This window comes from Bacillus sp. V2I10, from assembly GCF_030817055.1.
Lineage (GTDB): Bacteria > Bacillota > Bacilli > Bacillales > Bacillaceae > Bacillus_P.
In genome coordinates this window covers 2,620,148-2,633,007 of record NZ_JAUSYV010000001.1, presented here as the reverse complement: position 1 = coordinate 2,633,007, position 12,860 = coordinate 2,620,148, and the positions used below count along the sequence as shown (strand labels likewise).

At 38.0% G+C, this 12,860-nt stretch carries 11 protein-coding genes and 2 pseudogenes; 5 read left to right on the top strand and 8 right to left on the bottom strand.

Annotated elements, in window-relative coordinates; all coding sequences use genetic code 11:
• Window positions 1–471 precede the first annotated feature (471 nt).
• Entirely contained in the window at window positions 472–1,188 is a 717-nt protein-coding gene (locus tag QFZ72_RS13140; protein ID WP_307433933.1) for a YwaF family protein, read from the bottom strand.
• Between the two features lie 280 nt (window positions 1,189–1,468).
• On the opposite strand from QFZ72_RS13140, the gene QFZ72_RS13135 reads away from it, so the two are divergent.
• Window positions 1,469–2,650, top strand: coding sequence for a styrene monooxygenase/indole monooxygenase family protein (locus QFZ72_RS13135; RefSeq protein WP_307433931.1), 1,182 nt, complete (start codon window positions 1,469–1,471; stop codon window positions 2,648–2,650).
• Between the two features lie 26 nt (window positions 2,651–2,676).
• Here the strand turns inward: QFZ72_RS13135 and QFZ72_RS13130 are convergent, their stop codons facing one another.
• Entirely contained in the window at window positions 2,677–3,201 is a 525-nt protein-coding gene (locus tag QFZ72_RS13130) for a DUF6886 family protein (RefSeq protein WP_307433929.1), read from the bottom strand.
• A 143-nt stretch (window positions 3,202–3,344) separates the two neighbouring features.
• Here QFZ72_RS13130 and QFZ72_RS13125 point away from each other — a divergent pair.
• Window positions 3,345–4,099: pseudogene (locus QFZ72_RS13125) on the top strand (aminoglycoside 6-adenylyltransferase); the annotation flags it as partial.
• A gap of 280 nt (window positions 4,100–4,379) precedes the next feature.
• Here QFZ72_RS13125 and QFZ72_RS13120 read toward each other — a convergent pair.
• The 3 genes from QFZ72_RS13120 to QFZ72_RS13110 form a co-directional block, all read right to left on the bottom strand.
• Window positions 4,380–4,808, bottom strand: a complete 429-nt coding sequence (locus tag QFZ72_RS13120; RefSeq protein WP_307433927.1) for a DoxX family protein — start codon at window positions 4,806–4,808, stop codon at window positions 4,380–4,382.
• 434 nt (window positions 4,809–5,242) lie between these two features.
• Window positions 5,243–5,713, bottom strand: a complete 471-nt coding sequence (locus tag QFZ72_RS13115; protein ID WP_307433925.1) for a DinB family protein — start codon at window positions 5,711–5,713, stop codon at window positions 5,243–5,245.
• A 114-nt stretch (window positions 5,714–5,827) separates the two neighbouring features.
• Window positions 5,828–7,684, bottom strand: a complete 1,857-nt coding sequence (locus QFZ72_RS13110) for an LTA synthase family protein (RefSeq protein WP_307433923.1) — start codon at window positions 7,682–7,684, stop codon at window positions 5,828–5,830.
• Between the two features lie 543 nt (window positions 7,685–8,227).
• Here QFZ72_RS13110 and QFZ72_RS13105 point away from each other — a divergent pair.
• Entirely contained in the window at window positions 8,228–8,794 is a 567-nt protein-coding gene (locus QFZ72_RS13105; RefSeq protein WP_307433921.1) for a GNAT family N-acetyltransferase, read from the top strand.
• 201 nt (window positions 8,795–8,995) lie between these two features.
• Here QFZ72_RS13105 and QFZ72_RS13100 read toward each other — a convergent pair whose 3' ends face one another.
• The 3 genes from QFZ72_RS13100 to QFZ72_RS13090 form a co-directional block, all read right to left on the bottom strand.
• On the bottom strand, window positions 8,996–10,156 hold the full coding sequence (locus QFZ72_RS13100) for an MFS transporter (RefSeq protein WP_307439750.1): 1,161 nt from the start codon (window positions 10,154–10,156) through the stop codon (window positions 8,996–8,998).
• Between the two features lie 262 nt (window positions 10,157–10,418).
• The gene (locus QFZ72_RS13095) at window positions 10,419–10,880 is read right to left on the bottom strand and encodes a VOC family protein (RefSeq protein ID WP_307433920.1); all 462 of its coding nucleotides are present in this window, start codon (window positions 10,878–10,880) and stop codon (window positions 10,419–10,421) included.
• A 133-nt stretch (window positions 10,881–11,013) separates the two neighbouring features.
• Entirely contained in the window at window positions 11,014–11,949 is a 936-nt protein-coding gene (locus QFZ72_RS13090; protein ID WP_307433918.1) for an SDR family oxidoreductase, read from the bottom strand.
• Window positions 11,950–12,099: 150 nt separating this feature from the next.
• Between QFZ72_RS13090 and QFZ72_RS13085 the strand changes: the two genes are divergently transcribed.
• Both QFZ72_RS13085 and QFZ72_RS13080 read left to right on the top strand, forming a co-directional pair.
• Window positions 12,100–12,276 (top strand): hypothetical protein, encoded by a 177-nt coding sequence (locus tag QFZ72_RS13085; RefSeq protein WP_307433916.1) that lies wholly within the window; start codon window positions 12,100–12,102, stop codon window positions 12,274–12,276.
• A 423-nt stretch (window positions 12,277–12,699) separates the two neighbouring features.
• Window positions 12,700–12,845: pseudogene (locus QFZ72_RS13080) on the top strand (IS6 family transposase); the annotation flags it as partial.
• Window positions 12,846–12,860 lie beyond the last annotated feature (15 nt).

Genomic DNA, 12,860 nt, shown 5'->3' with positions numbered 1-12,860 from the left:
GCCGATCTTACCGAGGGTTAGGCGATGGAGCGGACTATAACGAGTTGCGGAGCCGACTGATTAGCCCAAACATGGCTTACAACAATTCCCCCAAAAAGTCAGCGTTTGACTTTTTGGGGGATTTCTTTTGACTGAGGAAACAGGAGGTCCAGTTGGACAATGGCGCAGGCTCCTTAATGATAATGGTGAACTTTCGCACCGTCTGCTGGGAGGTATCTGGAAAAAAGAAAGTATTTCCTATAAATAGGCCAGTATTTTACCAAGTCCGGCCAGTAAAAGAGGCAATCTGGAAAGTATTTTACTCGTTTCAGCATGTAAATCGCCAATCGCGTTAAACCCACGTGCCAAATGTATACTGATCCTCAGTTTTCCCACGATATGATTGATAAAATATAATTTTCCATTTATATTGGCACTATCCAAATCATTTTCAGTAACCAGATGCCCAGTATTCCTCCAACAAACTTTCATCTAATCAGAACGTAATTGCTTCAATTTAATACACCCGTATAAAAAGAGAAAACTCGCAATCATAAAGACCTCCATCCAAAGCAAATACCACGGCCAAGCCCCAAGAAAATCTAAAAGTGAAGCATTTTCAGGTTTTTTCATGATGTATAGATAATTTGAGCCAATCCCTTTATTTAAAAGATAAATACATCCGGCATAAACATTGACAATCAGCACTGAAGCCCATAATGAGCCCCAGGTTGGAAAAAAGTGATAGGCCAATATCATAAACAAGCATGCAATGATCACTCCTCCATGTGACAGAAAGAAAACGATATACTGGAAATGCGGAAAAGAATACTCTCCAAGGTCGGGTGTGAGAATGGCCTGGATGGAACTAGCAATTCCTGCGTAATACATAAACTGAAACAGCCTGTTGCTTTTTGCAATGAGCATGATAATGGCCAGAATGACAGTAAAATCACTAAGGTGAAGAGGCAGTGAAGATTGAGGTGCCCATGCCCCTTCTGCTATTAGCCACAGCTGGTGCACAAACATGGAAAGAAAAAGAATAACTGCCAGTGCAATACGCACGGGGTGTCTCGTTAATTTAACTTTTTTCTTAAAAATAAATAAAAGGAAAGTCAAAAACAGGATTAAAACCAATGTCCATATGTGATCTGCTGAAAATAGACGGAAATTTTCAATCTTGGGGTCGTGCTGAAAGTATTCGTTCATTCATTCCACTCCGTTTTTCTATTTAGTTTGCGGCAATTTCACATAATCTATGCTGATAACAGCTGCAAAAAAGAACTAACCTCAAAGTCAGCTCTTACTTCCCATTAAGTTCCCGTACTAGCATATAACAGGTAAGATTACGAGATAAATACTTGTTAGCCTTTATTTCTCCAACCAATAACACCTATGTAAAATCCTACTATAGAAGAATGTGAAAGAGGTTTAATAATGGTAAAATTCACTATATGAATTTCAATTATGATTTTGGGGAGTGATAGGTATGAAACGCCGGATTTGTATTGTTGGGACCGGGACAGCTGGTCTCCATTTGGCATATGCTCTTAAAAATGAGTTTGATGTGACGGTGATCTCCCATCGCACAGCAGAACAGATTAGAAATGGAAGAGTTCAGTCTACACAAGTACATTTCGGCTCGACAATTGAAAGAGAAAGACGCTTTTCTATGCCAAAATGGAGTGAGCATACACAAATTGAAAGCATCCATATGACCATTGGTCAGCAAAAACTGTTTGCTGGAATGCTGGCTGAACCAGCACTTTCTGTTGATCAGCGCTTCTATTTTTCACATTGTTTAGAGGAACTAAAAGAGAGAAAGGTCCCTGTTCTTTTTAAAAAAATAAATAATGAGAATCTCAATGAATTAATAGAAGAATTTGACTTGGTTATTGACTGTACTGGGAAAAAAGGTCCGCTTTTTCCCTTTCCTATAGAAAAAGATTTTTCACCATTCCACACACCTCAAAGAAAATGCATCGTTGGATACTTTAGAGGCATAAAGCCGCTTACACCTCTAGGAATTAATGTCACCATTCTCCCGGGGGAAGGAGAAATGTTTGAAATACCTGCATTAACAGACAAGGGTCCAGTGACAATCTTGTTTATTATGGCAATTCAGGAAAAGAGTCTAGATGTTTTTAATGCGATTCGCTCATCAGACGAATTCACGTTAAAAATACGGACAGTTTTACAAACCTTTTTCCCGGAAATCGCAAGCCGTATAGTAGAGGAAAGCTTTGCTCTAAATGACGAAAAGGGCTTTCTGCAAACAGCGATCACACCCGTTATTCGAAAACCGTATACAATTATACAAAATAAATTAGCAGTCGGATGCGGAGACAGCGTGTTTTTGAATGATCCGATTACAGGACAAGGCTGCAATCTTTCTTCCTATTGCGCAGAAAAACTGTATGAGACGTTGATTGAGTTTAAAGATGAACCTTGGAATTCACAGCTCGGCGAGTCATATTGGAATAGAACCAAACCATTAGTAAAGCAAGTGACAGAATGGACAAATGCGATGACAATGCCGATGCCTGAGCATGTTATCGAACAAATCCTTCAAGGTTCCGGGGAACAGGCAAAAGCCGATCGAATTGCCGGCTGGTTTGCTGATCCAAGCACAGCCTATCAGGATATTTTTCAGGGCTGCAAAATCCAGTAGTTAATAAGGAGAAGGGTGAACTTGATTCACCCTTCTTTTATTCTTGCGGCATTTCGAAAACGAATAATTGAAAAATTCAAGGATGATGAAAGTACACGATTCCGGATTGGATATAGGTCTGGAGTAAACCTAAGTTCAGCGTTTGCCTTCACAATCTTCTCCAATAAATCGCCTGCAGGCTCAACGTTCAGCGGCACAACTTCTTCAAAAGATATATAGTATCCTGCCGTTTTCGCTTCTTTAAACAACTCAAATGATTCCGGCTTAAATGTATAAACGTATAAATTTGTGCTGCGGATCCGTTCAAGCCATGAGCTTTCAATCACAATAATCTTATCTGTACTTGTCTCACCAAAGAATCTGGCTGAATCCTCTTCCTTCGATTGCTCACCCTTCCAATATATAACTCTCGGACAATCCCGCGGAAAATAATAATGAAGCGCATGCTCCTGATCAATGGCCCAGACAACTGGACGAAGGTTTGGAAAAGAGGCAGATTGCCGCGGTTTAAATAGATCAATAGAAGGATCTTCACTAAAATGGTATAGCATTCACTTTGGCCCCCTTATTCTATCCTTTTTAAAAATGAGTGCATTCTTCAACCTTAGTATGGTCTAATAAAAACCACCTTTGCTATACTTTACAATAAAATAGTTAGTTTTTGGAGGAAACAAAATTGAGAAGCGAAAGCGAAATGATGAAATTAATTCTTGATGTTGCCAAAAATGATAAGAGAATTCGGTTAGTAACTCTAGAGGGTTCAAGAGCCAATAAAAATGTACCAAGAGACAAATTTCAAGACTTTGATATTTCCTATTTTGTAACGGATATTGATTCTTTTAAATCCAGCGATGAATGGTTAAATCAATTTGGCAAAAGAATCATGATGCAAAAGCCGGAAGATATGGAACTTTTCCCACCGGAACTTGGCAATTGGTTTTCCTATTTGATGTTATTTGCAGATGAACATAAAATCGATTTAACTCTTATCCCAATTGATGAGCTGGAAAAGTATTTATCAGAAAGTGACAGCTTGGTAAAATTATTGTTGGATAAGGATTCAGAGATAAATAAAAAAATGGATCCTAATGATGAAAAATATCACATAAAAAACCTTCAGCTAGAGAATTTGATGATTGCTGCAATGAATTTTGGATGGTGTCAACGTATGTTGTTAAAGGTTTAGCACGAAAGGAAATCCTTTTTGCAATTGATCATTTAAATGAAATAGCGAGACCTAATCTCTTACGAATGATGGCATGGAATATTGGGATCGAAACTGATTTCTCTTTAAGCGCTGGAAAAAACTATAAGTATATTCAAAAATATTTAGACAGAAACGACTGGGAAAAATTTCTAAATACGTATGCAGTGAATAGTTACGAAAATATGTGGCAATCTTTATTTGATTGCTATGATCTTTTTAGAAAATACTCCAAATTAGTTGCACATCATTTAAGTTACGACTATCCAGATTATGATGAACAGATTACTGGATTTACTGAAAAAATTTTTCATTCCTTTCGTATAAAACCTTAAAAGCGGGATTGGAGAAGTTCTGTTAGGGAGGCCAAGAACTTCGATCGAATCGCCAGCTAGCCTGTTTATTTTCATTCCAGCTAATAAGATTAATAACAAGATCTTTTAGTGCACAACCGTATTCCATCTTGTGTCCATTTCAAAATGAAAAAACCTGATCAGCAGCTGCTGATCAGGTTTTTTCATACCTTTAAATATGTGATTGAATCTTTTTGTCAGCTGAAAGATGTTTCCTAAACGGAAATAGACTGCGCACGGTTTCATCCCGCAGCCATAAACCTCCCCATGCTAAAACAGCTAAATATACAGGAAACAATGTATGAGAAAAGAGCGGGGCATCCAATCGCAAATGTGTGACGATGACGCCTCCATAATAGCCGGTCAGGAGCACTGCCCCCAAGAGAGAAGTCCGCGGTACAAGATACAGAATCGTAGATAGCAGCCCAAGCAAGCCAATGATAAAAATGTGATGCTCTTCAAAACCAAGCGAAAGGGTCCCTTCAACAACTTGAGCAGGCTTAACAAATTTCATAATACTGTCAAGTAACATAAACAGGATAACCAGTCCGCTCATCACCCAAGCAGTCAACAGGCGGCCTTTTGAAACACTGTTTGCCATGATTGTTTGTACCTCCCTGATTTTTGTATGATACTCTGTAAACTTTAGTTCCTCATGTGTAATCCTACTTTATTTCAAGATACTGGATGGGTTTTAAAATTATGACTTCCAATTCTGTTCTTACATCCGAGGCTAATGAAATCCTTCACTTTCTTTTTTCTATAAACATCTTTGAAATCCAGGATAATTATAATGCCCAATGCAAATGGACTACTTGGAGTTTTCTGCTTTCCTTTCCAAATCTTACAACTCCATGGAAACGGTCCTCTTAACTTTCCGAATTACTGTGAAATAAATATAACTCCTTTTTTCATTCATTTTTGCAGACAACATTATATTTCAAATTGCCGCTGAACAGCTCTTTTTAGTCAAACAAACACAAGTTTTGTTGCTTCATTTTCACTCTTCAGTCAGCTTAAAAAACAATCAGTCTCCTATTCAAACATCATAACCCCGGGATCTTTTTTATAACAATGCACAAGCATCGCATGCAGCTGGCCTCGATGATGATACAAATGAACTGCCATTTCTAAAAGCCATTCAAACCGGGTATAAACGGTTCCCCAATAAGAGGTCATTTCCTGATGAAGTTCTTTTTCATTAAATTGACTGAACTGTTCTGATAAAATAACGTGATTCTTAATCAATGCTTCTTTTATGTCGTGAAGGTTATTTAATGCTGCAGAAGAATAAAAGCCGGCCATCTCTTCCCCGCTTGCTCCTTCAGAAATCAGCAGATCTGCATGACAAATCATTGCAATATGTTTGAGCAGCTCTCCGATGGAATGCTTGTCAGCTGTCGGTCTTTTCATCAAATCACTTTCTTCTAACGTTTCTATGATTTTAATAATAGTGTCAATTGCCACTTCAATTTGATGCAATGCATTTTTAACATATGGATTCAAAAGATAAACCCCGCCCTCTATTTCCTCTTTATAATAATTATCGGATATTTGCCTTTCCTCTACAAGAAAAAAAAGCCGCTCTATTCGTTAGAATAAAGCAGCTCATTCAAAAGATTAATATAATTTGCTGATTAAATCATTTTCTAAAAACATCGTTGATAACTCTATATCTTTATATAACTTGTTATAGTTTTCTCTGCAAGCTTCAATGTCTGTCTGCTTTTGTGTTTTATTATCAATACATTTACCAGATGAAAAAACGCCATCATGGGAAGCGATGTAGTCATAGTTATCAGAGTAAAACGAATAACGTGTTGTTTCGTAAGCAAATCCTGCAAAGCCCTCATGATCTGCATCAAGAGGTTTCCCAAACTGAATCAGCTTCTGATCGATTCCAAGCAAAGACGTGATTGTTGGAAAGATGTCCATCTGGCTGGCAGTTACTTCATTGACTGCACCCTCTGTTTGCCCGGGATGATGAATGATAAGCGGGATATTGAATTGTTCTTTTTCATTAAAATCCACACCAAGCAGTTTATTGATTTCATCTTTATCCATTGGCAGCGGTCCATAGTGATCGCCATATACAACAAAGATTGTATCGTCCCACAGGTTTTTCTTTTTCAGATCTTCGATAAACAGACCAATTGTCTCGTCAAAATATTTGGTAGACTGCAAATAATGACCTGTATTCGTACCTTCAAACCTTTTTGGAAGATTTAAATATTGATAGTCATTCGGCATAACAAAAGGACGATGGTTTGTGAGCGAGACAATGAAGTTATAGAAAGGCTTAGTATCTTCCGTGTATATCTCAGCCATTTGATTAAATATACTTTCATCCGAAATACCAAGTCCAACAATTTCATCCGCTTTAATTTTCGGGTGATTTTTATGATAAAACGTTTGATACCCTTGTTCTGGATAGGCTTGATGGCGATTCCAGAAATCGGGATTATTGCCATGGGTTGCGCTTGTTGAATATCCTTCCCGTTTTAGAACTTTCGCAAGCGACATGTATTCATTAAAAGGATATGCATTATAAACACCTTTAGGCGCCATCGGATATAAAGAATTATTTGAAACAAATTCTGCATCAGACGTGTTACCGCGTCCAATTTGCAGATAGGCGTTCGGATAATAATGACTTTCTCCAATCAAATCATTTAAATTCGGAGTGACCTCTTCCCCATTCACTTTAAGGCCGATTGGGAACGTGTTTAAAGATTCTGCTTGAATGACAACGACGTTTTTCCCTTTAAATTTGCCGTAATAAGGTGATTCTTTCTGCAATTCCTGATTTTCAATAAAATACGACTGCAGCTCTTTTATTTGTTTTTTGTCATTAAGGAAGGTTTCCTTAGCAAAAGCCTGTTTAAGCATATTTTGTTTCACATCGTAAATATGGGCAGGAAGAACTCCTGTTAATGAGACTTTATATTGATCAGAAAAAGTATCTTTCAAAGGGTAAAAAGACGTAAATAATAGAGCTGCTGCTCCAAGTCCGAAGGCGATTCTGCTGAACGCTTTACGCTGTTCATCCTGTTTCATTAAATAATAGACAAGCAACAAAACAGCAAACAGCAATACATCAATCCAGTATAAATAATCGGCCGGATAGATAAGGGATATAATTGAATCTTTCACATGCCCTAACTGATCAGCCTGCCCAAGCAGTTTTATATTTAAAATAGCATCATAATACCGTTCATAAACAGCATCTGCATATAGGATAAAAGATAGAATGAAATAGATGATGAATGCGGTGATGAATTTGAATTTTGATCTTCCTGTTACTAAGAGGCTTGTTAAACAAAAAGCAAAACCGGCAGAGGCAAGCAGGATATATTTCTTATGAGGTGATAATTCCATTTCTTGTACAAAATACAGGGTTTTAAACATCCAGAAAACCGTGATCAACCCTACGGTCAGCAAAAACAGGACCATGTTCTTTCTATTTTTTGATGACAACCTATATTCACACCTTTAAATAATTTAATCGAACAAAAATAGATCTTTATATTCAGTTAATCATAGCAAAACGAGTAAGCTTTATAAAGACAATTTTAACAAAAACTTAACACTTCTTTACAAAGAGTTAAAAAACGCGTAATCAATCGTTTACATTTACGCGAACTCCTCCTTAGTCGTTAAAGATGCTTATACAAAAATTTCACAAATCTTAACACATTCAGGAATGAAAAAAGATTATTTATATTATAAGTTTTATTAGTCAAATTTGACCAAAGTCTAAGGAGGATTCAGCCTCTGTTCGAACGTTTTCTCAAACGGGAAAAATTAATTATTATTTTATTTTTTGTGATTATTTTATTGTATCCCGAGTCCTGTTCTCAACAATTCTGACGCTGCTGATCGTTCCTGCTTTATTTATAGTCGTAGATAAACTTCGTGCAAAAAGAAGAAAAGCATGATTGACATGGCTGCCTATTATTGGCAGCCTTTTTGTTTCATAGTATAGTAATAAAAATAGAGAATGAGATTGGGGGATCTAGTGTGTTTGCACATATAATAGATAATGAAGTTTCACTAAAATTAATGGACATAAGAGATGGAGATGGGCTGTTCAAACTCACAGATCAATCAAGAAACCATCTGCGTGAATGGCTTCCCTGGCTTGACTTCACAACAAAAGCTGAGGATACAATAACGTTTATTGAAGGCTGTTTGCGGGCTTATGCAGAAAATAAAAGTATGAATGCGGTTATTTTATATAAAGGCGAACTCGCCGGAACAGCAGGCTTTAACCAAATCAACTGGTCAAACAAGACAGCTTATATCGGATATTGGCTCGGAGCAGAGTTTCAGGGCAACGGCATTATGACAAAAGTTGCCGGGCCCTTGACGGATATAGCCTTTCAGGAGTATAACCTGAATAAAGTTGAAATCCGGGCTGCTGTTCTGAACACTAAAAGCAGAAGCATCCCAGAGCGGCTTGGATTTATTCATGAAGGAAACATAAGACAAGCTGAATGGCTCTATGATCATTTTGTCGATCATGCCGTGTATGGCATGCTTGCTGAAGAGTGGAAGCAGAATAAATTCAAAAAGCACCTGACTTAGTCAGATGCTCAGAGTGTAGACAAACCCCTTTTCCAGAGAAATTATTGAAGAAAAAGGGGTTTTTGTGTCTTGAATTTTGCATATATTGATATCTATTCAAAAAAATCATACTATATCTTGAACCTCATCTAGATAAAGAAAATAGCTGCCGACTTTGTCGACAGCCTGAGCACCTGACTTAGTCAGATGCTTTCTTTCATTTTAATAAGTAGACGCAGCTGTCTGTTCTTTTGTAACCCTTCTGCCCTTTCCTTCTAAAAGAGTCAGGACCATAGGTACGATAAGAAAAATGCTCGAAATTTGGAAGAGAACCGCCGTTTCAAGGTATTGGGCCAGCAAGCCAAAAACGATTCCGCTTAGACCTATCCCAAAATCAATCGCAGAGAAAAACATTCCATTTGCCACACCCCTGCGGCTGTCCGGCGTTTTTGAAAGCGTCCATGACTGCAGAGTCGGAAGCAGCGAACCGAATCCGATTCCAAATAAAATCCCGGCAATTGCAATTCCTATATTGGTGTGAGAGAAAGAAAGGACCCACATTCCAGCAAAAGTCAGTGCCGTACAGACGACGATCAGCCCCTTAGGTCCTTTTTCGTCAAACCACTTCCCGGCAATTGGTCTTGAAATCGAAGCCATGACTGCATTAAACAGATAGAATAGGAAAATCTGATCGATACCTCGTTCTTCACCGAAAATTACAATAAAAGTCACAACAGATCCATAGCCGAATGTCGCAATCATCGTAATAAAAGCCGGATACCAGCTTGTTTTTTCCACGAGCGAGCCAAGATATGAGAATTTCAGATCTTCTTTTTTGGCCAGTCTGACCGATTCCGGCGTGTAGTAACGTACAGCTGATAAAAGAATAATCGCAATGATCCCAAGTGCACAGGATATATAGATTAAATTGTTAAACGTTGTAACCCCGAATAAAAAGATACCAAGGCTTGGCGCTATAATCATACCAAGCGTAACGGAAAGACCAAAATACCCCATCCCTTCTCCAAGACGGGAATTCGGAATCACATCCACGGCGGCCGTCCCATTCACTGTGGTGGAAAAACCCCAGGCAAGACCATGGATAAACCTGAACATCAGGAAAATAAAAATCACATTTGAAATAGGGTAAAAAATGGTAATCGCAAGAAGCGCGGCTGCCCCAATCAAAACGAGCGGCTTGCGGGCTTTATATTCAAGCATGTACCCGATAAACGGACGGCTCAAAACCGCTCCTATCGAAAATAAAGCCGTAACTAACCCAATCTCAAGTCCCGAAGCCCCCAAAGATTTAATATAAGGCGGAAGTGTGGGAATCAGCATTTGAAACGACATAAAAATAAACAGGTTGCCAAGCATTAGCATAATAAACGATTTGGTCCAAAGAGGTGCTTTCGTTAATTGATTCACTGTATCTCTCCTAATTTAACTGAATACCATAAATTTATTTCGGATTACTAAATAATATCACAATCAATGAAGGGATTAAATAAAAATAGCTCACACTCCTCCTATTTTAAAGCACTTTAATTTTCCTGTTAATTAGATAAATCCCCGCACAAAAAAACACAAACAGCTCCAGTCTGCTCGTGTTGTAGAATTAACAATATCCCATTTCCTTCATTTATTATGAAAGGGATAAATTATTAGCATCTTCAGCTTGCCATTCATCTTTTATTTCGTCCTTCGGATCCCAAATGGACCAGGCTGCTTCCAGCAAATTGCCTTCATTATCCCTGAAATAAAAATATTTTGCTTCGCCATTGCCCAAAGTTATTATTTCACCAATGTTCAATCCTTTTTCTTTTAGCTGGTGATGGGTATATTCGATATCATCACAATTCAATGCAGCAATTGGGAAAGCTTCCCCGTTTCTCATGATTTCCAAGGGGTTTTGATCGCTTGTTTCGATTAATAGAGATGCGATCGCGTTCTTATGAGGATAATGCAGAACAGCAACATTTGAACCGCGATCTGTGAATTTAGAAATCAGCTTTAGTCCTAAATGATCGGTGTACCATCTTATCGATTTATCAATATCCGAGACAGGAATGTAATGATAACCTACTCTTGAAAACAAGTTCTTCATTTTTTTGCAGCCTCCATTTTATTATTTATTAAGAAATTCTCCTTAAATTACATAAACCCTTCTATTTCCTAATCTTTGGGATAATCACTTAAAAATAAAAAGCTGCATAGAGCAGCTCTAAAAAAATACAAGATTAGGATGATGTCCACTCCCCGCCATTCACATGAAGCGTTTGACCCGTCACATAACGTGAATCATCAGATGCCAGATAGACAAAAGTAGGGGCAAGTTCAAATGGCTGTCCCTGCCGCTCCATTGGATTATCCACGAGGGGTACTTGATCAGCGGAAAAGCTCGAAGGAATAAGCGGAGTCCACACACGGCCCGGTGCAACAGCATTAACTCTGATGCCTTTGTCGATAAGATTATTTGCCAATGCGCGGGTAAAGCCAATATTTGCGCCTTTTGTGGCTGTATAATCGATCAATTGCTTATTGCCTGCAAATGTTACAACAGATGATGTATTTATGATGGAGCTGCCGGCTTTTAAGTATGGGAGGGCTGCACGGCTCGTGTAAAAATGAGAATATATATTTACTTTAAATGTATCATCAAATTGCTCATCTGAAATATCAAGTAAGCTTACTTGCTGAAACTGAATCCCGACATGATTGCACAGGATATGGAGATTACCGAAGGTTTGGATTGTTTTTTCAACGATATTGATGCATTGCTCTTTTTTCCTCAGATCTCCGGGCATTGCCAAACAGCGCCGACCAAGTTCTTCTATTCGGCTTTTCGTCCGGTTTGCATCCTCATGTTCATCTAAGTAGGCTATTGCAATATCTGCTCCTTCCTTTGCAAAAGCAATGGCTGCAGTCGCACCAATCCCGCTGTCTCCTCCAGTGATAAGGGCAACCTTATCTTTTAGTTTGCCGCTCCCTTTATATCCCGGGTTTTCAATGATTGGTCTTGGAATCATCCATTTTTCCAGACCTGGCTGCCTAAGCTGCCGTTGTTCCGGAACAGTAACAGGAACATCCTGATATCGTGTTATTTTCCCGTAATTAGGATACATTGGATATTCTTCTGGGGATGGTCTTTTTTCTGCATATTTGTCAAATGACATTTATAAGCCCTCCTCGGGAAACCATTAATTAGGTTACTTTATGTTAGTTGGGCTCAATCAGTGAGAGTGATTTTATCATTTTTAGGACGGACTCATTAGTGGGGAATCATGAATAAAGTGGTTATTAAAACGTGTTAGGAGGCTTCTGCTGTGCACTACTATGAATATAATCCTGAAGTAAAACTGATGCTGCTCAATCATGCATCATCTAAAAAAAATACAATCGTTTACAATGCTAATCAATTGCTCTTTCATATACCTAAAATCGTACCACGACCTCCATATTATACAAATATGAGGTATGAGCAGTACTATCCTGTTATCTAATGAAAAGAATCAATGCAAAAACTCCAGTCTGATTGACTGAAGTTTCAGACCGTCGACAAATGCTTTCCTATGGAGAACTTGATGGTGTATTTGTAAATGGTGCATATAATTATTGAAATTTCGCAACTGTTTATAGTTATTTTGAGAAATTCTTACTCCTTCCACCTAAAAATAGTCAATTTGAAAATCAACATGAACAAACGTTAATTGTTAATAGCGATCTAAATTGCATATATAGAAACAAAACGTTAGATTTTTCCAAGGAGAATCAAACTCATGATCCGGCTATCATGAGTTTGATTCACTTGAATCTATTTTGAAGCAGTTCATTATGGACTTGGTATCAGTATAATCCCGGCAGACGTTGCAAAAAGTCGAAAAAAAATACAATCAATTCAATATAAAGAACTGTCTGAAACAATCAAGTCAAGAGATAAACTAGCAGCCATCACTTTTTCAAGAAGGCCTTGGCTGCTTCTTATATTTGTAAACCTCGTGTTATAACAGTAGATAAGATCCCAGTCTATTCCTTAGCGATTCAGTACTTAGAATCCTACAGCAAGGCCCCTGTCATCTATCCAAGT

What these genes read in the sequence shown, in the direction of transcription:
- QFZ72_RS13130 (WP_307433929.1), bottom strand. Translation starts at nt 3,201, where the DNA reads ATGCTATACCATTTTAGTGAAGATCCTTCTATTGATCTATTTAAACCG.
- QFZ72_RS13100 (WP_307439750.1), bottom strand. Translation starts at nt 10,156, where the DNA reads ATGCTAATGCTTGGCAACCTGTTTATTTTTATGTCGTTTCAAATGCTG.
- QFZ72_RS13135 (WP_307433931.1), top strand. Translation starts at nt 1,469, where the DNA reads ATGAAACGCCGGATTTGTATTGTTGGGACCGGGACAGCTGGTCTCCAT.
- QFZ72_RS13140 (WP_307433933.1), bottom strand. Translation starts at nt 1,188, where the DNA reads ATGAACGAATACTTTCAGCACGACCCCAAGATTGAAAATTTCCGTCTA.
- QFZ72_RS13090 (WP_307433918.1), bottom strand. Translation starts at nt 11,949, where the DNA reads ATGTCATTTGACAAATATGCAGAAAAAAGACCATCCCCAGAAGAATAT.
- QFZ72_RS13120 (WP_307433927.1), bottom strand. Translation starts at nt 4,808, where the DNA reads ATGGCAAACAGTGTTTCAAAAGGCCGCCTGTTGACTGCTTGGGTGATG.
- QFZ72_RS13095 (WP_307433920.1), bottom strand. Translation starts at nt 10,880, where the DNA reads ATGAAGAACTTGTTTTCAAGAGTAGGTTATCATTACATTCCTGTCTCG.